This is a genomic window from Terasakiella sp. 4MB5A (assembly GCF_050058155.1).
Taxonomy (GTDB): Bacteria; Pseudomonadota; Alphaproteobacteria; order Rhodospirillales; family Terasakiellaceae; genus Terasakiella; species Terasakiella halodenitrificans.
In genome coordinates this window covers 3,566,376-3,585,429 of record NZ_CP188815.1, presented here as the reverse complement: position 1 = coordinate 3,585,429, position 19,054 = coordinate 3,566,376, and the positions used below count along the sequence as shown (strand labels likewise).

Annotated in this window: 14 protein-coding genes; 2 read left to right on the top strand and 12 right to left on the bottom strand. The window is 49.8% G+C overall.

Annotated elements, in window-relative coordinates:
- Positions 1-9: 9 nt before the first annotated feature.
- The 8 genes from hypD to ACI0FF_RS17060 form a co-directional block, all read right to left on the bottom strand.
- On the bottom strand, positions 10-1,137 hold the full coding sequence (gene hypD / locus ACI0FF_RS17095; protein WP_419797961.1) for a hydrogenase formation protein HypD: 1,128 nt from the start codon (positions 1,135-1,137) through the stop codon (positions 10-12).
- Positions 1,134-1,367 (bottom strand): HypC/HybG/HupF family hydrogenase formation chaperone, encoded by a 234-nt coding sequence (locus tag ACI0FF_RS17090; RefSeq protein WP_419797960.1) that lies wholly within the window; start codon positions 1,365-1,367, stop codon positions 1,134-1,136. Before ACI0FF_RS17090 ends, hypD begins: the two co-directional genes overlap by 4 nt.
- A gap of 4 nt (positions 1,368-1,371) precedes the next feature.
- Positions 1,372-3,600 (bottom strand): carbamoyltransferase HypF, encoded by a 2,229-nt coding sequence (hypF, locus tag ACI0FF_RS17085; RefSeq protein ID WP_419797959.1) that lies wholly within the window; start codon positions 3,598-3,600, stop codon positions 1,372-1,374.
- A complete protein-coding gene (gene hypB / locus ACI0FF_RS17080; protein ID WP_419797958.1) occupies positions 3,560-4,438 on the bottom strand; it encodes a hydrogenase nickel incorporation protein HypB in 879 nt (292 codons plus the stop codon). Before hypB ends, hypF begins: the two co-directional genes overlap by 41 nt.
- Positions 4,439-4,780 (bottom strand): hydrogenase maturation nickel metallochaperone HypA, encoded by a 342-nt coding sequence (hypA, locus tag ACI0FF_RS17075; protein WP_419797957.1) that lies wholly within the window; start codon positions 4,778-4,780, stop codon positions 4,439-4,441.
- 1 nt (position 4,781) lies between these two features.
- Complete coding sequence (locus ACI0FF_RS17070) at positions 4,782-6,014, bottom strand: nickel-dependent hydrogenase large subunit (RefSeq protein WP_419797956.1); 1,233 nt, start codon at positions 6,012-6,014, stop codon at positions 4,782-4,784.
- Between the two features lie 102 nt (positions 6,015-6,116).
- A complete protein-coding gene (locus ACI0FF_RS17065) occupies positions 6,117-7,553 on the bottom strand; it encodes a nickel-dependent hydrogenase large subunit (protein ID WP_419797955.1) in 1,437 nt (478 codons plus the stop codon).
- 17 nt (positions 7,554-7,570) lie between these two features.
- Positions 7,571-8,518, bottom strand: coding sequence for a HupU protein (locus tag ACI0FF_RS17060; protein ID WP_419797954.1), 948 nt, complete (start codon positions 8,516-8,518; stop codon positions 7,571-7,573).
- Positions 8,519-8,667: 149 nt separating this feature from the next.
- Here ACI0FF_RS17060 and ACI0FF_RS17055 point away from each other — a divergent pair, with 149 nt between their 5' ends.
- Positions 8,668-9,078: a DUF3775 domain-containing protein gene (locus ACI0FF_RS17055; RefSeq protein ID WP_419797953.1), complete on the top strand. Its 411-nt coding sequence runs from the start codon at positions 8,668-8,670 to the stop codon at positions 9,076-9,078.
- A gap of 35 nt (positions 9,079-9,113) precedes the next feature.
- Here the strand turns inward: ACI0FF_RS17055 and ACI0FF_RS17050 are convergent, their stop codons facing one another.
- The 4 genes from ACI0FF_RS17050 to ACI0FF_RS17035 form a co-directional block, all read right to left on the bottom strand.
- On the bottom strand, positions 9,114-10,799 hold the full coding sequence (locus ACI0FF_RS17050; protein ID WP_419797952.1) for a methyl-accepting chemotaxis protein: 1,686 nt from the start codon (positions 10,797-10,799) through the stop codon (positions 9,114-9,116).
- Between the two features lie 178 nt (positions 10,800-10,977).
- Positions 10,978-12,789 (bottom strand): TolC family protein, encoded by a 1,812-nt coding sequence (locus ACI0FF_RS17045; RefSeq protein WP_419797951.1) that lies wholly within the window; start codon positions 12,787-12,789, stop codon positions 10,978-10,980.
- A gap of 74 nt (positions 12,790-12,863) precedes the next feature.
- Complete coding sequence (locus tag ACI0FF_RS17040; protein ID WP_419797950.1) at positions 12,864-14,159, bottom strand: HlyD family type I secretion periplasmic adaptor subunit; 1,296 nt, start codon at positions 14,157-14,159, stop codon at positions 12,864-12,866.
- Positions 14,156-15,859, bottom strand: coding sequence for a peptidase domain-containing ABC transporter (locus ACI0FF_RS17035; protein WP_419797949.1), 1,704 nt, complete (start codon positions 15,857-15,859; stop codon positions 14,156-14,158). Before ACI0FF_RS17035 ends, ACI0FF_RS17040 begins: the two co-directional genes overlap by 4 nt.
- Before the next feature lie 209 nt (positions 15,860-16,068).
- Between ACI0FF_RS17035 and ACI0FF_RS17030 the strand changes: the two genes are divergently transcribed.
- Entirely contained in the window at positions 16,069-18,954 is a 2,886-nt protein-coding gene (locus ACI0FF_RS17030) for a hypothetical protein (RefSeq protein ID WP_419797948.1), read from the top strand.
- Positions 18,955-19,054: the final 100 nt, after the last annotated feature.

Here is a 19,054-nt window from a genome sequence, read left to right as displayed (position 1 = left end):
TGTAAGACGTTAAACGGCTTCGCGGAAACGACCGTAGGAATAATAAGCCGCGCACGCCCCTTCGGCGGAAACCATGCAAGACCCCATCGGGTTTTCCGGTGTGCAATGGGTACCAAACAGTTTGCAATCGGTCGGTTTTTTCATGCCGCGCAGGATGGCAGGGCATTCACAGGCTTTGTTTTCGCGCGCAGGCGGTGTTTCCACCGGGATTTGAACTTCAGCGTCAAAGGCCGCGTATTCTTCTTTAATGCGCAGGCCGGAATAGGGAACGTCCCCCAATCCGCGCCATTCAAAGACACGGCGCAGTTCGAAAATTTCCGCAACCAGTTTTTTGGCTTTGGTATTGCCCATGTGGGTGACGGCGCGCAGATATTGGTTTTCAACTTCGGCGCGGCCTTCGTTTAATTGACGCACCAGCATCAGGATGGACTGCATCACATCCAGTGGTTCAAACCCGGAAATAACGACGGGGCGCTGAAACTCTTCCACAAAATATTCATAAGGTTGCGAACCGATAACCACACTGACATGGGCCGGACCGAGAAATCCGTCCAACGGCACACTGCCCAAGGCACGCACATCCGGGCTTTCCAGAATATTTTGAATGGCGGATGGGGTCAGGACATGGTTGGACAGAATAAAGAAATTTTGAAGCCCCATCGTCTGGGCCTGTTTAATCGCCATTGCCGTTGGGGGTGTGGTGGTTTCGAACCCAATGGCGAAAAATACAATCTTTTTATCGGGATTATTTTGTGCCAGTTCCAAGGCATCCAATGTGGAATAGACCATGCGCACATCGCAACCTTCGGCCTTGGCTTTCATTAGACTGGTGAATTTGGATCCCGGGACACGCAACATATCACCATAGGAACATAAAATTACATCGGGACGTTGCGCATAAGCAATCGCCTGATCAATGCGTGATATGGGCAAGACGCAGACTGGACAACCCGGCCCGTGGATCATTTTAACGTTATCAGGCAAAAGATCCTGTACACCGTAGCGAAAAATGGCGTGGGTATGACCGCCGCAAAATTCCATCAGACGGTAATCCCGTGTCGGGTCTACTTCGCGTGCAAGGGTTGCGGCCAGTTTTTGCGCGGTGTCCCCGTTGCGATACTCATCCACATGTTTCATGGGGCGACACTTTCGTTTTGAGTCATTTCTTCAAACAAGGCGATGGTCTTCAGGGCCTCGTCCTCGTCAATTTTGGACAGGGCATAACCGACATGAACGATGACGTAATCCCCGGCGGTGACGTCTTCCACTAAACCAAGGGAGATGGTTTTCTTCACCCCACCCAGTTCGATAATGGCCATATCGTCGTCTAATACGTCAACGACTTTGGATGGCATGGCAAGACACATTAGATTAGCTCCCGTCCCGTAGTAATTTTTGTTGTCCCAGCCATGCTTGGCCCAATGATAGGCCCGCATCGCTTAAGGGGACATGTTGATTAAGATAAACCTTTAGACCGGCTTGTTGCAATTTACGCTTTAAGCCTTGGCTGAGAATTTCGTTCAGGAAACATCCCCCCGATAAGGCAACGCGGGAAATGTTATGTTTTGTGCAGGCCTGTTCCACCCAGTCGGCAAGGGCGAAAACCAAGGTGCCATGAAACAGGTTGGCCCCGCTTTGTGCGGTGCGCTCACACAATGTATTCAGTAATGCCAGCAGGTTTAACTCGCCGTTTTCTTCCAACTGCCAGCCTTGTGAATCAACCTCAATCCGGCTGACAAGGCTTTCCAACATCATCGGCGCGTGGCCTTCGTATTGTGCGGTTTCACAAATACCCAGCAGGCCGCAAGCTGCATCGAACAAACGGCCCATCGAAGATGTGTGTGGGGAATTTAGGCCTTTATCCAGCATTAATTTTAAGGTTTGTGTGTCATGGCCTGCAAAACGGCTGTCGATTTCATCACGGCGACCCAAGGCATGCAGGGCGCTGGCCCCCATGCGCCACGGTTCAACAGCCGCTTTGTCGCCACCCGGTTGGGCCAAGGGACGTAGATGCCCGATACGGGTGCAGTTTAATCCATCCACTTTGAACAGTTCTCCGCCCCAGCTTTCCCCATTATCTCCAAGGCCAAACCCGTCAAGGGCAAGGCCGATCACCGGCTCATTAATTTGATGTTCTGCGAGAACCGAAGCGATGTGGGCATGATGATGTTGGACGGCAAAGGTCTCAATTCCTAGACGATGAGCAAAGCGTGTGCTGGCAAAATCGGGATGCAGATCATGCACGGCAAGGACGGGATCAACTTGTAAGATTTTGCGCAAATGATCGAACGTTTCTTCCTGAAAGCGCAAGGTTGCCACGTTGTCCAAGTCCCCAATGTGTTGGGAGAGATAGGCATGGTTTGCCCGTGTCAGACAGATGGTGTTTTTCAGAAAGGCCCCCATTCCCAATATGCTGGGGGTATCCTGCGTTAAGGCGATGGGGCGCGGTGTAAATCCACGGGCCGAACGCAGGACGGTCGGACCGCTGAGGTCATGGCGCACCACGCTGTCATCCACACGGATCAGGATATCCCGGTTATGGGTGACAATGGCGTCTGCGATGTTTGATAAACGGTGTTCGGCCTCGTCATTTGCAATGACCAAAGGTTCCCCACCGGGGTTTGCGCTGGTCATAACAAGGGGCCGTCCCCGCAAGGCATCCATAATCAGGTAATGTAAAGGGGTGTAAGGCAGCATAACCCCGATGCGGTTTAAGTTTGGGGCAATCGTGTCTGGTAGATTACTCTTTTTTTTGCGCAATAAAACGATGGGACGTTCAGGGCTTTCCAGCAGGATTTGTTCGTTCTGATCCAGCTTTGCAAAATCGCAAATGGCCTGACAGTCTGCGACCATGATGGCAAAGGGTTTGGCGTCGCGGTTTTTGCGTTTGCGCAAATTTTTAATGGCTGTTTCGTTATGGGCATCACAAACCAGATGGAAACCGCCTAATCCCTTAATGGCAAGGATTTGACCTTGGCGGATACGGTTGGCAATTTCACTGATATCCATAGAAAGACGAGGACCGCAGTTGGGACAGCAGGTTGGCTGGGCGTGAAAACGCCGATTGGTTGGATCACGGTATTCAGCTTCGCAGGCCGGGCACATTTCAAATCCAGCCATAGACGTTTGTGCCCGATCATAAGGTAGGTTGTGGGTAATGGTATAACGCGGCCCGCAATGGGTGCAGTTTAAAAAAGGATAGCCATAACGCCGATCATTTGGATCGCGCATTTCCGACAGACAATCCGAGCAAATGGCGGCATCAGGAATGATATCTGTTTGAACGTCCCCACATTCACTTTCGCGGATCAGAAAAACGGCTTCGTTTTCTTTTTTCTCAATCTGTTTTTCTTCAATGCTTTGAATGCGTGACAGGGCGGGTGCTTCTTTGTGTAAGGCGTCATAGAAAGCGTCCGTGGTGCTGCCTTGAACCTCGATCAACACACCGTCTTGGTCATTTAAGACCCAACCGGTTAAGCCCAAATCCCAGGCGAGTTGATAGACAAAGGGGCGAAAGCCGACCCCTTGTACCTGACCGCGTACGCGATATTGAATTCGTTTAAGATTGGGCTGCATCAACACCGGCTTTGATCCAGTCATACCATTGATCCAGCCCATCCCCGTTTTTGGAGGACAATTGGAAGATTTTTAGGTCGGGGTTGACGCGCCGTGCATAATCAAGGCAGGCCCCCACATCAAAATCCAGATAAGGCAGCAGGTCGGTTTTGGTCAGAACCATAATGTCGGCGGCAGCAAACATATCGGGATATTTGATCGGTTTGTCTTCGCCTTCTGTCACTGACAGGATGGCGATTTTATGGGCTTCCCCCAAGTCAAAACCGGCAGGACAAACAAGATTGCCGACATTTTCAATAAACAGGACACCTTCTTTCGGCATATCCAGGCGGGTTCTGGCTTGGGCAATCATATCGGCATCCAGATGGCAGCCTTTGCCGGTATTGACCTGCAAGGCGGGAACGCCGGTTTCACGGATACGATCAGCATCATTTGCGGTTTGCTGATCCCCTTCAATGACGGCAATGGGCAATTGATTTTTTAAATCCGTCAAGGTGCGGGTCAACAGGGTGGTTTTACCCGATCCCGGTGAGGAAACGAGATTAAGTACGAAAATACCATCTTCCTTGAAATGAATGCGGTTGTGGGCGGCGATATGATCGTTTTTACTCAGGATATCCTGCTCAATAGAAATCAGGCGTTTGGTTTCCATGCCAGGGACAGATACGCCTGCTTCGTTTTCGCCAAAATGCATATCATGGTGGTGATGATGGTCATGGTGATGGTCATGGTCATCATCATCATGTGAATGATCATGATGGTGATGATGGTCGCACCCACATCCTTCATCATGGCTGTGGCTGTGATCGTGTTTATGGCCCCCTTCGATTTTGGCGGTGCCGCATCCGCAAACTGTACACATTTATTCGACCTCCAGTTCTTTGACCCGCATTTCATCGCCCCCCGATACATGGAGCTTATAGCTGCCACATTTGGGACATTGTGCAATACGCGAGGTAATTTCCAATTCTTCGGCACAGTCCACACAAATGGCTTTGCCCGGTGTTTCAACGATTTCAAGTTTAGCCCCATCGGCGATTGTGTTTTTCATGACGGCATCAAAGCAGAAGGCCATCGCTTCAGGCTCCACATGGGAAAGTTGCCCGATTTCTAACCAGACTGTCTTGACTTTGGCAAAGCCGTTCGTTTTTGCATAATCTTCCAGAATATTCAGGACACCCTGTGTCAGTGACATTTCATGCATGTTAATTTTGTTCCTCGATGTCTACCCGGCAAGCAACACAGGGATCCAATGCAAGGACATTGATTTGTGCGATTTGTTTGAGCTTGTTTTCATCTGCGCTTTCCACTCCGATCAGGGCTTGTTTCAAAATCCCGTTGGGATGGAAATTCCATTCAGTCGGGGCAAGGATACGGTAGCGTGCAATTGTGTCATTTTGCGGATTGATCCAGACCCGGTGGCTAAGTTGTCCGCGTACGGCTTCGATTTGTGCGTACCCTTTATAAGTTGCCTTGGTATGATAAAGATCGTCGTCCTGTTTTAATCCACTGATATTTTTTTCAAAGTCTTCGATCATGACAGCAAGGTCGATTAATTTAGCATAGAAATAGGAAAGCGCATTATGATTGGCTTGGCGTAAAAAGGGATGACTGAGGTGGCGCATCAAGGCCCCAGTCTGGCAAGGTCGCCCATCCCAAGTGGGATAGGTGATAAATTGATCGGCATTTTCTGCGTCCATATGCATGGCGATTTCTTCGGGGGGGAAGTCCATTAAGCCTTGGGCGAGAGGCCAGATGATGTCGGATAAACCGTCTTTTTGCCATTGTTTTAAACAGCGCGCTGGCAGGCTGTCGGTTGTGGAAATCCAGTTTTCTAATGCATCCCTGTTTGGCAGGTCTGCAAATTCACGTGGCGTTATTTTGAAGATTTCTGACTGAATAATCGTACGTAAGCGAGAAAACTCACTGCTGAGTTTTGTCATGTCGGGGGCCAGCGTGCCTCCACCGATTTTATCCTGGCCGCTTTCTGTAAAAATAAGGCTTTTAAATGAGGCGAGGGTTTGGCGAATATCGCGAATTTGATTGATGTTTTTTTCCTGTCCACCTAGCTCGGCCCAATCAATTAAAAGGCGGGTGGTATGTTCGGCAATTCCTTCTGCCAACAACAGGAGATGTCGTGCCGTCTTATGCGCCGGGCTTGGGACATAGCCTAAGGCCTGTTCCATGGCAGTTAAGGCCGCGTGATGTTGGGCGGTGCCACAAAGACTGAATAGTAACGGAACGAAGGCGCAAGCCTCTTGTGGGGATTTACCTTCCAAGATACGGGCCGCCATCGTGGTCCGGTTGGAGGCAATGCGAACATCCTCAATCCTATTTTTCTTAGTGACCAGTTTCAGAACGATATGGTCTGCACCCACATTCATTTTATTTTCTATCCCTTGTAACGTCTGCGCCATAGACAGCAAAAGGCGTGCCATCTTTATTTCATACTTAAGTCTAGGCTTTGTCAGGCTTTACAGGGAGGATTGAAAATCGTTATGGAAGGTAAGAGTCCAATATATGGAAAGTTTTATTCCACTTTAGTGGACAGTGCAGGCCATACAAGGATCGAACGAACGTACAATATGCTGAACGGAAATGGGATCATCTTCGCCGGATATAATGGGGGCACCTTCCAGCGCACTTTCCAGTGGGCCGGGCTGGCCGGTCTGATCGCGTGGGGAAAAATTCCATGTGGTTGGGGCAATGATCTGGTAGTTGATGATTTTGTTATTTTCTACGCCAATCCAATGTCCTAGTGTCCCGCGTGCCGCTTCGATAAAGGCGAAGGCATGCCCGTCTTGTGCCGGGGTAAAGGGTGTGTAAAAGGGTGCGTTTGGATCAATTTGATCAATCCAGTTCTCCATCGCATCGACCAGAAAGGCCATTTCCCATGCACGGGCAAAAATACGACTTTTTACCGTACTGCCTTCTTGTGCATAGAGATCACAAAACAGGGGGTGGGCGTTGACAACGTGACGGGCCAAGGCGCCGACCTCACAACGATCTGACCCTAAACGCGGGGCTTTGCACCAGCTATAGGCGTTGTTTTGATCAAGGTCCGGGTCATTTTTTGCATTTTGCGGGAATTGCAAAGTCGCGCCTGCCATAAAACTGTGGGAAATATCTTCACTGATTTGATCAACAGGCAAGGGGGCAAAATGTTGGTCTTTGATGATCCCTTGTTTGAACAAGACTTCGTTTTCAAGAGGCAATCCACCACCTGCCAGTAAAACGGATTTGCTTTTGCCCATTTCGTCTAAGGACAAGGCGTTGGACAAATGCATGAAAAAGCCAAGATCTCCGCGCCCTTCTTTTGTCCAAGCGTGAAGGTCTGAGCGGGATTTCAGGGCAAGCATGTCGTTGAGGGCACAACCAAACAAGGTTGTTTCCAGAAAACGACGTATCCCTGTAAGGATGGTTTTTAGCTTTCGTTTTTGCGCGGTATGGACGGTCGATGTGGTGCCGCTGGGACGCAGGGCAAGGGTATGGGGCCATTTGCCGGCCAATTCGCCCATCATGTGCAAAAAACGGTTGCGTGCGTCCAAAGCTTCTGCTTGTGCATTCCCGTGTTGTGCCTGAAACCGCAGCGCATTGTTGTGCCAGCGGCGGTTTGCATAAATATCGCGGGCAAAATCGGGCATAAAAAACAGATAAAAGTGGGTCAGGTGGTTGGATAGCATTTCACAGGCCAAGACTAGATTGGTGACCAGTTGCCCGTTTTTAGGCGGGGTTACGTCTGACAGTTTTGCCAGTGCCTGTGCGGCGGCAACGGATTGGGATACCGAACAAATACCACAAATACGTGGCACAATTGTCAGGGCGTCCATGGGGGGGCGATCCAGCAAGATGGTTTCCATACCACGATACATCGGTGAATTGACCTGTGCGTCCACAACGCTGGGGCCGTTGCGGTTCAGGTCGATTTCCAGATGGCCTTCGACGCGGGAAAAAGGGCCGATGATCTTGCGTGACATAAGCGTGCTCTTTGCGTTTAATTCGTTGCTTTTTTACGGGTCGGTTGATGGACGATTTTATTGGAATGGGCGTTTTCACGTACCCGTTGCGGTGTTGCGGATTTCGAAAGGGCTGCTAGCGCGACAAACCATGCCTTTGGCATATCACTGGGCAAGCCAACCGGAATACCGGCAATTTTGGCGGTTTCCAAAAAGGGAGAACCCGGATCTTCAAACCCCGGCATGGTGCAGGCGATACAGGAATATCCCCCTTGCAAGCAGGACCCAGATCCGTTCCATGAGCGGATATTGCAATCGCCAAGGGCTTGGGTGCCTTTACAGCCTAAATTCTCCATCAGGCATCCTTGATCGGAATCTTGTGCGGCACTGGCCTTGAATTCATAATATTCGTTACGTGGACAGCCGTGGTGGGCAAGGTGACCAAAATAGGCCAGTGGTCTTCCTTCCGGGTCAAAATCCTGTGCCGATAAGCTGTCATCGGCAAGACAGGATAAAGTTTCGACAATCCAGTCGGGATGGGGGGCGCAACCGGGAATGTTAATGACTGGCAGGCCGGAACCGGATCGGTAATCTTCCCCCAAAAGTCCACCAACTTGATTGGACTGATATTGTAGGCCGGTAGCTTCCAGTCGTTCATCCCCGGCCATTGGGATGCCGCCATATGTGGCGCAACTGCCAACCGCTACACAGTATTTTGCCTTGTGGGCTAATTCGATCAACCATGTAATCATGGGTTTTTCCGACCCGCCCATCATTTGATAGCGGCCCGTACCATTGGGGCCAAGCAGCGGCGTGCCTTCCACAATGAGCAAATCAAGTTTGGTTTTGCCAGAGACAATATCAATCATCAGGTCAATAACAGGGCGCCCGGAGGTTTCGCTCAGTGTCGGATGCCATAAAAAATGAAGGCCCGCACTGTCGAATGCATCAAGCAGGTTGGTTCCTTCATAGCCCAATAAGGACATGGAACACCCCCCGCAAGCACCGCATTGAAGCCAGAGCGCATTTGTGTGTGACATGGTGACCTAAATCAACTTTGTTACCCGATAGACGTGGTATCTTACTTCAGACATAGAGAAAATGTCTATGTGTCTCTTCAAACGGGGAGGACGTGATGAGGTATCTCAGTGCAGACAGCGTCTTTTATATCATTATGAAAGCACGCGAATTCGATGTGAAGGTCGAACCGGAAGGCCGTGATCGGGAATCTGATGCGATTGATGACGGTTGTGTGGAAATCTTGCAAGATTATGCTGATGATGCAACCGAGGCCGAACTGCTTGAAGCCTTGGCAAATCTGAATGCCGATCAGTTGCATGAACTGGTTGCCCTCACATGGGTGGGGCGGGGCAGTTATTCCAAGGAAGAATTTGGTGAGGCTTACGCGCAAGCTGTTGAAGCTGACCCCAGTGCGAAAAGCTCGCCGAAATATTTAATGGGTACACCGTTATTGTCCGACTATTTGGAAGAAGCACTGTCTGAAATGGGTGTCTCTATCGAAGAGTTTGAAATTGGACGATTATAGTCCCCCACACCGTGGAGCAGGGGACTGTATCGTTCTTATGCAGATTTGACGCCTTTGAGGAAACCTTCAACGATTGAACGCAGGGACGTGGACTGGTCGTTCAATTGTGACGAGGCATGCAGGACTTCTTTAGAAGCCGTGCCCGTATCGTTAGCCGCATTGTTGACATGCAAGATGTTTTGATTGACCTCCTGCGTACCGAGGGAGGCTTGTTCAATATTACGTGCAATCTCAGATGTGGCGGCATCCTGTTCTTCAACAGCGGCGGCAACGGCTGCTGCAATTTCATTCATTTCGGTGATGATATGGTTGATTTCTGAAATTGCTTCCACTGTGTCGTGGCTGACTTTCTGGATGGCGTTGACATGTGCGGCAATTTCTTCTGTTGCCCGTCCGGTCTGGGTTGCAAGGGTTTTCACTTCGGAAGCCACAACAGCAAACCCTTTGCCCGCTTCGCCTGCACGTGCGGCTTCGATGGTTGCGTTCAGGGCCAGCATATTGGTTTGATCGGCAATATCACCAATTAATTTTGAGGCCTCTGAAATGCGGCTGGCCGTTTCTGATAAGGTGCGAACGGTGCCCTGAGTTTCCGTCACTTTGTGGGCTGCCTCTTGTGCAATTTGTGAGGATTGTGCAACTTGTTGACCAACCTCGTGGATGGAGGCTGTAAGCTCTTCGGAAGCGGCTGCGACAGTTTCCACATTGCTTGCGGTTTGTTGGGAAGCACTGGCAACAGCGGAGGCTTGCGTGCTGGTTTGGGTTGCTGTCGCACTCATACCATTCGCGGTCATATCAAGCTGCTGTGCGGCAGAAGCCACCTGTTGAAGGGCAATGTTCACACCCATGTCAAACTCGTTGGCGAGTTTTTGAATGATACGGGCGCGTTGACGTTGGGCTTCTTCTTCTTCTCGTTGATGGGCAGCGAGTTGCTCGTTTTCAATCATCTGGGCACGGAAATATTCGACGCTATGGGCCATTTCCCCGACTTCATCTTGACGCCCTTGTAGTGGTGTAACCTCTTCCGTATGGCCTTTTGCGAGACGTTTCATGGCGGCAGACAGTTGATCCACGCTGGTACTAATGTCTTTGGAAACCATAAAAGCACCTAATGCAATGATGATTGTGGCAAGAAGAAAGATGAGGGCTTCTGTCATGGCTTCTGCCCAAAAGGTTGCCTGAACTTCGTCTAAATAAACACCCGTTCCGATCACCCAACCCCAGGGTTCAAACAGTTTGACGTAGGAGATTTTATCCACAGGCTCAGTAAAGCCGGGTTTGGGCCAACGATATTCAATACTGCCTTCTTTTGAAGTTTTAGCAACTTTCACAATATCCTGAAACAGCATTTTTCCATCAGGGTCTTTAAAGTCACTGACGTCCTGCCCGTTTAATTTTGGATTGGTTGGATGGACGATCATGATATGCTGTAAATCGTTGATCCAGATATAATCTTCTTCCCCATAACGAATGGCGTTGATGGCGTGGGTCGCCTCATCTTTTGCTGTTTCCAGCGAGATTTCATTGGCAGTAACGCGTTTTTGTAACCCTTGAAGCAAGGTATAAGTCGCTTCGACCATATTTTGGGCCTGCCGTTCGCGCTCGGCGAGTAAATTATCGTCGAGGGCTTTCAGGCCAAAGACAGTGATTAAGATCAAGCCGGATAACGAAATTGCCATGATCGCACCCAGCTTGCGACCTAAGCGAATATTTCCAAGTTTCATAGCTTGGTACCTCTGCAACTGATTAAATTTAAGGGGTATGTTGTTTTTTCTTTTTTCAGTCCTAGATTGTAGGCAGCAAAGGTTAATTTTTCAATCTCTGAGATCGAAAAAAATAATAAAAACAAATATTTATATAAATATTTAGGATAGGTTTTAACAATCAATAAACGTGGTTGGTTTATTGACGTAAAATCCAGCTATCCGGGATACCGCGCGACTTGGCCTGATCTCGCGCAGTTTCGGCCTCAAGTTGGCTCATGGGGCCGGCCAGAACGCGCTGGTATGTTGATCCATTGATATCGATGGTTTTCATGAAGGCGTTATCCATGCCTGCCAGTGCAATCCTGTCCTGTGCATAAGCTGGTTCAGAAAAACTACCTAACACCACATAATATCCGGTTGCATCATTGGCAGCGGGTCCGAGTTCAATCGGTCCTGTTGGACCTGTTTCCGGGGCGAGTTCCGGGCTATAGGGGGCACCATGTGCGGCTTCAAAGGCTGCCATATCATTATAGCCTGAAGTGTTTTTTTCTAGTTGTATGGGGGCCATATCGTCGTATGAGGCTGGCAATACATCCGGCGCAGATGCTGTACTCAATGTATCTTGAGGGGTTGGAATGGCTTCCCCGTCCAGCAGTTTTTGTAATAAGTGTGTTTCATCAGCGACAGCAGGTTGCAATTTACCTTCAACAACCAATTGTGCAATGGAGGTTTGGTTTAATTGTCCGGTTGCCAACAGTAACTGATAGTTTGCTAAACGGTGTGTATAGTCTGCCGAGGTAACGGCAATGCGGACATTCAGTAATTCCAGTGCCGTATCCAAGACGGTAATAATGGTTTCTTTGCTGCTTGCCATCATATCATAACGGGCCTGAAAGGCTTCGTGTGCGATGGCCTCGGCATCCTGAAGTGTGCGAAAGCGTTGGCGCTGGGTTTCTATGGTGGAAAAGGCATTGCGGACCTGTTCCTCAATTTCCATATGTTTGCTGCGTAAATCCATCATTGCAGCATTATGGCGAAGCGCAGCAGCCTGAGTTTGGGATTTAACCCGTCCGCCATCAAATAAGTTCCAGTTTAGTTTTAGAAGCAAGGTTGCCTCATTCTCAGAACCATCTGCGCCGTCTACGTTATATTTGGCATCGCCTGCGGCCTCAAGGTCTACACGGGGATAAAGCGCAGATTCAACCGATCCAACCCGTGCGGAAGAGGCTTCGGCCAACAAAGCGGCACTTTGCAGAACCGGATTGTGTTTACGTGCGAGGCGAATGGCGTCTTCAAGGCTTTCTGGTACCACTTCGGATGGGGTCAAAGGGTCCAGCATTTTTTCTGCAGGCGGGACGCGTTGAAATAGATGATAATATCGGTTTTGCCCTTGGCGTTGTGCACCCTGATAGGCAGCCAAGGCTTCATGTGCTTGTGCAAGACGGGCGCGTGCCTGTAGCAAGTCGGCCTGTGACATACGCCCAACATTGGACTCAGACTCGATAAATGTTTTGATCTGTTCAACCAACTTGACGTTGGTTTGTGAAATCTCAACCAGCTTGTTTTGTAAAACCAAATTCAGATAAGCCTGTATGCCCTGAAATAGGATACGCTGACGCGTATTATCCAAATCTGCCGTGTTGCTTTTATGGGTGATTTCAGCAGATTGTTGTTCAAAGGCACTATATTGCCCGTCGAACAAGTTATAGGTTGCCGTTACATTGGCACGGGTGCGCAAATCGTCATTGCCCGGCTGATCCGTATGTTGATATCCGGCATCCCCACTGACGGCCAGAACAGGGGCAGACAGGGCATAAGCCGCTTTGATATCTTCACGCGCTGCATCTGTGAGCGAGGCTTTGGACTGAATAGCAGGGTAGTTTTCCAGCAGATATTGAAGCTCACTCGCTAACGGATTTGCCTGTAGTTCGGCACTGAACCCGATTGCACTCAACATGACCAATGCACTGGTGGTATTGCGCCAAAACTTTTTAAGACCCGGTCCCATATTTTGCCCTTATGGATGATTCAGATTCCCAATTGAACCCAAATTAAACCACAAGGTTTAAAATACCCTTAACATCAACGTTCGCGAAATGCCTCATCTTTCAACCGTAATAAGGGGCGGAGGAAGAAGTCCAAGACACTGCGTTTACCGGTTACAATATCAACCTGTGTTTCCATCCCGGTTGTAATGGGCAGGTATAATTTCTGACCATCACCCAAGTGCGTGCGTTCGGTTGCGATAATCACGCGATAAAACGGCAAACCATTTTCGGTTTTATCCGTATCCGGGGCAATCTGGATGACCTGCCCCGGCAAGGCCCCATAGCGCACAAAATCATAGGCGGATACTTTTATGTTGGCGGGCAGGCCGACTTGGACATATCCCCGATCTGTCGGGCTGAGGCGGGCTTCAATCACAAGGCTGTCGCGCAAGGGAACCAGTTCCATGATCGGCTCACCGGGGCGTACAACCGCGCCAGTGTTGGTGTATTTCAGGTTCTTGACGGTGCCGTCGATGGGGGCGCGAATAACGGTGCGTTTTTCCTGTTCTGTGGCTTCACCGAGAACTTTTTCAATTAAGGAAATTTCGCGAGAAACCTTGCCAAGTTCTTCGGAGGCCTTGCGTCGGTATTTCAGACGGGTTTCGCTTAGGCGGGCACGCGCTTCTTCGATATCGGCACGGGCTGCGGGTATTTCGGCATCAATGGTATGGATTTCACCCAGCAGGCTTTCAACTTGGGAACTGAGGCTCAGATATTCCGCGCGCATGCCCATACCCTTGTTCATGGCATCTTCGGCCAAGGCCTGACTTTCCCGCGTGATGGCAAGTTTATTGCTTGCTGCCGCCCGTTTGGTGCGAAACGATTCAATTGCCAGTTCTTTTTGTTTGATTTGTTTGCGGATAACGCTGAGCTGACCGGAAAGTTCAGATCGTTTGGCGTCAAATGTGGTTTGTTCACGTCGCACGGTTTGTGGACGGCGCTCAGCAAGTGCATTTGGAAAGGAAATTGCGTTCTTATCGGCACTTTCTGCCATGAGGCGGGCTTCTAATAGGCGTAGCCCATCCAGTTCTGTCAACAATTCCTGCCGGTTCAATTTACCGACCCCGAGGGTAAGTACCATCAGGGGGTCGCCTTCTTTAACGGCACTGCCTTCGCGGATGTTCAATTCCTTGATAATGCCGCCTTCCAGGTGTTGAACGGTCTTGACCTTGCTTTGCGGTACGACCTTACCCGGGGCAATGGCAACTTCGTCGATAATGGTCGTATTCATCCAGTATCCAAGGCCGATCAGCAAGATCAGAATGAAGCGAGACGGATACAGCCAAGGTGATTTTTTACGTTTGGTGATGATATCGTTCAGGCGACTCATGGGCGTGCTCCTCTCATGCGGGAGAGAACGTCGCGGGCCTTGCCGCCGGCGCGAATTTGTCCACGTTCCAGAACCATGATGCTGTCGGCGGCCTCCAGCAATGTCATGCTGTGCGTTACCATAATAACCGTGCGTGATTTAGACAGTTTTTTCAGCAGGCGTGTCAATGTCATTTCTGCATGGGTATCCAGATTGTTTGACGGTTCATCCAATAAAAGGACAACCGGGTCATTGACCAATGTGCGTGCTAAGGCAAGGCGCTGTCGTAAACCACCGGACAGATTTTCCCCATGTTCGCCGACCTGCGTGGAATAACCGTTTTTCATGGCCATGATTTCATCATGTAAGCCAATGGTTTTTGTGGCCTTGGCAATGGTTTCGTCACTGGGGACTGTAATTCCCATCGACAGGTTGTCTTTGACGGTACCGCTGAGTAGACGGGTATCTTGTGGCAGATAGCCAAACCAGTTGAGTTTTTCGGCTTCGCTAAACTGGACCATATCGCCTTCATCCAGCAAAATACGACCGGCCTGCGGGGCATATAAACCACGCATCAGTTTTAACAACGTGCTTTTGCCACTGCCGTTCGGGCCGACAATCGCGTGTAATCCGCTGGCACCAAGACTGGCAGTCACGCCCTTAAGAACCGGGGCATTTTCCTGATCACCGAAACTGTAAGAAACACCTTCTAGTATCATTTTCCCGTGTGGGCGCGGCAGGTCCAAAGTGGCGTTCTGGCTATCTTCGGGGTAATCCAGTACTTTTTTTACGCGGTGAAAAGATTGCCGCGCCGCGCTGAGTGCCTTCCATTGCAGGACAAGTTGATTAAGCGGCTGCAAGATGCGGGAGACCAGCATATTGGCGGCAATCAAGGCCCCGACAGTCAGTTCCTGATTGATAATGGCGATGGCCCCGAACCCGGTTAAGGTCACGGTAGAGGACAGCAGTAATGTTTTGGCCAGATTGTGATAACGATCAGCGCTTGCGGCTTTCTGGATGGAACTGTCAATGGTGCGGGCCTGACGTTCTTCCCAGATGGAACCGAGATAAGATCCAAGCCCCAATGCCTTGACCGTGGTGCGATTGGCAATCATTTCCGAGATAAGAGCATCCCGGCGCATGGTTGCGCTGCGTTCCTCGGTGGTGGAACTGCGTGCCGATAGGCTGGAAACAAACGCGAGCAAAATGAATAACGGCACGATGATTAACAAGGCCCATGCCAGTGGTTTTGCCAAGGCAACAATCAGGATAATTCCGATGACACTGAAGGGTAAATCAGCCAGTAAAATAGCGGCAATACCGGACAGGGCCGTTCGAATATTATCGACATCGTGAAAAAGTGATTGCCAAAAGGCGCTGGGGCGATGTTCAAGGATACGCAAAGGAATACGGGTGAATTTTTCAAACAGGCGTTTGGCAAGGGTGGCATCAATACGCATGGCCGCATGTTGCAGCAAGCCGGAACGGGCTTGGCGCAAAACAAAATCAAAAAGGATCACCCCTGCCATTCCGATAACGAGTCCTTGTAGGGTGGAAAGGCCGGCCTGTGCAATCACGCGGTCATAGACTTGCAAGACAAAAACAGGAATGGCAAAGGCCAAAATATTGATGATGAGGGTGGCAGCAAAAATCTCACCTAACAAGGGGAAAAGGGGGGCGAAGATACTACGAAACAGCCCTTTTTCACCATCTTGTTCCATGTGTTTTCATCCTTAATATGCACCTGTTACAACCTATGTTAATTGACAGAAAAGGATTTACAAGCGGTTAATCATTGCGCGAGATGTTCCGATAAGGCGATGTTTTGCTATCCCCACGTAACCGATAATTGATGACAGAGTGAGAACAGGATATACTTTGGGTGTTGTTTTGTAAAAAACCTGATTGCGCGACCAAGATGGGATAGGCCATGCCTGAAGAGATTTTATTTGATCTGAATGCATTTGGAGAAAAAGGCGTGCAGCTTGCACAGCTCGCCGGGGCCAGCGAGGCCGCCGGGCAAGTGGAAACCTTGAATGGTCGATTGACTGTACGTCGCATAGATGGGGAAACCTTGACCTTGTCGGAAGGCGATCATGTTTTTATGGGGGACACGCTGGAAGTCTCTGACGGGGGCAGTGTCGGTCTTATTTTTGCAGATGATACAACCATCGCGCTGGGTGAGGGGGCGCAATTGGTGATTGATGAAATGGTTTATGATCCGGCAGGGGAAACCGGTTCTATGGCCCTGAGTATTGCGGATGGGGTTTTCTCATTTGTCAGTGGGCAAATTGCCAAAACACAAGATGATGCGATGGTCTTGAACACACCGGTGGCGACGATTGGCATTCGCGGCACCAAAGGGGCCGGTGTGGCGGCCCCGGAAGGGCAGGAAAACCAAATTACCCTGATGCCTGAGGCCGATGGTCAAATTGGCGAGATTGTTGTGCGTAATGAGGCGGGCGTTCAAGTGTTGAACCAACCCGGTCAATCCATCGCCATGATCAGCGGGTTTACACCGCCACCACCACCGATTGTTTTAAATATGGCACAGATTGAACAGATGTACGGCACGGCCCTGTCTGTTATGCCACCCCCGCCGCACAGGGGGCGCGAAGGAAAAGGCGACAAAGACGCTGGCGAGGACGTAGACGGCGAAGAGGCCAAAGCAGACGGCGAAGCCCCGCAAGATGGCGGGGAAGACCCCGGTGATCAAGCCGATGGCAATGGCGAAGAACTTGCACCGCAGGAAGATAAGGTTGATATTTTTTCCCATATGGACGAGCCCATTGTTGGTGAAGAGGGTGACTTTGATCTGATCGGTGGTGAAGATGGGGATGTCTTCACACCCGTGGGAAATGCAGATGATATTGGCGTTGAACCGACAGACCCTTTTAATCTATTGAAACAGACACTTGATCCAATTGTGCCGGAAACAACGCCAGAAACAACAAATTCAAAAACAACGCCGACAACTACAACGCCATTAAATAAAGTCTCTGGGACCAGCGCGGCGGAACAGATTGTCGGCACTGATAGTGCGGATTCAATACTGGCCGGGGATGGTAGCGATTGGATCATTGGGGAACAAGGTAACGATACCATTTTGGGTGAAGGCGGCGATGATATCATTTATGGGGATGGCCCCATCATCGGTCGGATTTCCACAAATGATCAAGGGCTGGAAATAGCCAGCGGTGGTGATATGGATATTGGAAATTACCGGATCACAAACCAAAATGATGACCTGATTGCCTATACGACCCTTGAGGCACTGGATGCAAACGATACCAATGGTTTTAGCGATGTCTATATGCGTAATTTGAACAAGATGGGCGATGCTGGTGGTTCGTACACGTTGGTGTCTAAAAAAGCAGACGGGACAACCTCAACAACGGGTGGGGCCTATAATGCGCAGATGTCCGGGGACGGACGTTATGTATTTTTTACCAGTAACGCAACCGATTTGGTCGTTTCATCCAGTGATACCAACGCACAGATTTATCGTTACGAGATTGCAACCGAAACTTTGGTGAAAGTATCGGTTGATGACGATGGTGTCACTGAAGCAAGCAGTTGGGTGGATCAATATTCTGTGTCCGATGATGGCAATCTGGTTGCTTTTTCAACAGCGGCAATAAACCTTGACCCCAATGATGCGACAGGCGGCATTGATGTTTATTTAAAGAACCTGACAACCGGGGCTTTGACGCTTGTCAGCAAAGAAACAGGGGGCAGTGCGGACGGCACCCTTGATTCTTTTCAGCCGACGATTACCGGAGATGGGCAGTATGTGATTTATTCCAGCTGGGCAGACGAACTGGTCGCCAGTGACGGGAATGGTAATCAGGATATTTTTATTTATAAAATTGCAGATGGCACGACGACGCGGGCCTCACTCAGTACGGGTGGGGGCGAAGCGACAGGCGGGAATTCCTATGAGCCGGGGGTGTCATCTGATGGTCGTTTTATTGTTTTTCAAAGCGATGCGACAAATCTGGGCGGTGGTGCAGATGGCGGTGCGTTCAGTGATGTGTTCTTACGTGATACATTGACCGACACAACGGTGAAAGTGACCGAAAAAGCAGGCGGTGGTGAATCTGATAATGGCAGCTATTCCCCATCGGTATCCGATGACGGGCGTTATGTTGCCTTTCATTCGTACGCAACGGACTTGATGGGCTTTAGTGATCCTGATGGGATAAATGGCGATATATTTGTGAAGGATATGCTGACAGGTGACATTCGTTCCGTCAGCAAGGCATTAGGCCGTGATCCAACGGGGTTTGATACGCATAATGCACATATTTCCGGGGATGGAAAAATGATTATGTTTATCTCGGGTGACAGTGGATTATTGAATACCAAGACAGGATCAATGCATGATGTTTTTATTGCCTCAAATCCGTTTCTAACAGACACGAACGGCGGGGCAGATTTGATTGACGGTGGGGCCGGAAACGATACCATTTGGGGCGGTGGCGGTGCGGACACCCTGACAGGCGGGGATGGTAACGATATTTTCTATTTCCGTTTTGGGGATGGGGAAGATGTCATTACTGATTTCACGAGTGGGCAAGATAAAATCGCCTTGGATACCGCAACATTTCAAATTTCACCGGGTACTCTGACTTTTGAACAAATTACAGGCACCTATGACGGGACAAATGCCGCCAGCGGTGCCAATGTGGTGGTTGATGACACAGGTAATCTGTATGTTGACACCAATGGCACCGCCAGTGGCGGCTATTCTGTTGTTGCCAATATCGGTGCCGGGACAGCCATTAGCGCCAGTGACATTGACGAGGTGAATTAGAGCAAATCCCGAGCAATCTGTTTTAGATTGCGACGACGCATTTGCGTAAAATCAATACTTTAGAGCATGACACATGTTTCAAGTTCAAAAGGACATACTC

Bases quoted from the DNA above. Each gene is read 5' to 3' on its own strand.
- hypD (WP_419797961.1), bottom strand. From the start codon at position 1,137: ATGAAACATGTGGATGAGTATCGCAACGGGGACACCGCGCAAAAACTG.
- ACI0FF_RS17090 (WP_419797960.1), bottom strand. From the start codon at position 1,367: ATGTGTCTTGCCATGCCATCCAAAGTCGTTGACGTATTAGACGACGAT.
- hypF (WP_419797959.1), bottom strand. From the start codon at position 3,600: ATGACTGGATCAAAGCCGGTGTTGATGCAGCCCAATCTTAAACGAATT.
- hypB (WP_419797958.1), bottom strand. From the start codon at position 4,438: ATGTGTACAGTTTGCGGATGCGGCACCGCCAAAATCGAAGGGGGCCAT.
- hypA (WP_419797957.1), bottom strand. From the start codon at position 4,780: ATGCATGAAATGTCACTGACACAGGGTGTCCTGAATATTCTGGAAGAT.
- ACI0FF_RS17070 (WP_419797956.1), bottom strand. From the start codon at position 6,014: ATGGCACGCCTTTTGCTGTCTATGGCGCAGACGTTACAAGGGATAGAA.
- ACI0FF_RS17065 (WP_419797955.1), bottom strand. From the start codon at position 7,553: ATGTCACGCAAGATCATCGGCCCTTTTTCCCGCGTCGAAGGCCATCTG.
- ACI0FF_RS17060 (WP_419797954.1), bottom strand. From the start codon at position 8,518: ATGTCCTTATTGGGCTATGAAGGAACCAACCTGCTTGATGCATTCGAC.
- ACI0FF_RS17055 (WP_419797953.1), top strand. From the start codon at position 8,668: ATGAGGTATCTCAGTGCAGACAGCGTCTTTTATATCATTATGAAAGCA.
- ACI0FF_RS17050 (WP_419797952.1), bottom strand. From the start codon at position 10,799: ATGAAACTTGGAAATATTCGCTTAGGTCGCAAGCTGGGTGCGATCATG.
- ACI0FF_RS17045 (WP_419797951.1), bottom strand. From the start codon at position 12,789: ATGGGACCGGGTCTTAAAAAGTTTTGGCGCAATACCACCAGTGCATTG.
- ACI0FF_RS17040 (WP_419797950.1), bottom strand. From the start codon at position 14,159: ATGAGTCGCCTGAACGATATCATCACCAAACGTAAAAAATCACCTTGG.
- ACI0FF_RS17035 (WP_419797949.1), bottom strand. From the start codon at position 15,859: ATGGAACAAGATGGTGAAAAAGGGCTGTTTCGTAGTATCTTCGCCCCC.
- ACI0FF_RS17030 (WP_419797948.1), top strand. From the start codon at position 16,069: ATGCCTGAAGAGATTTTATTTGATCTGAATGCATTTGGAGAAAAAGGC.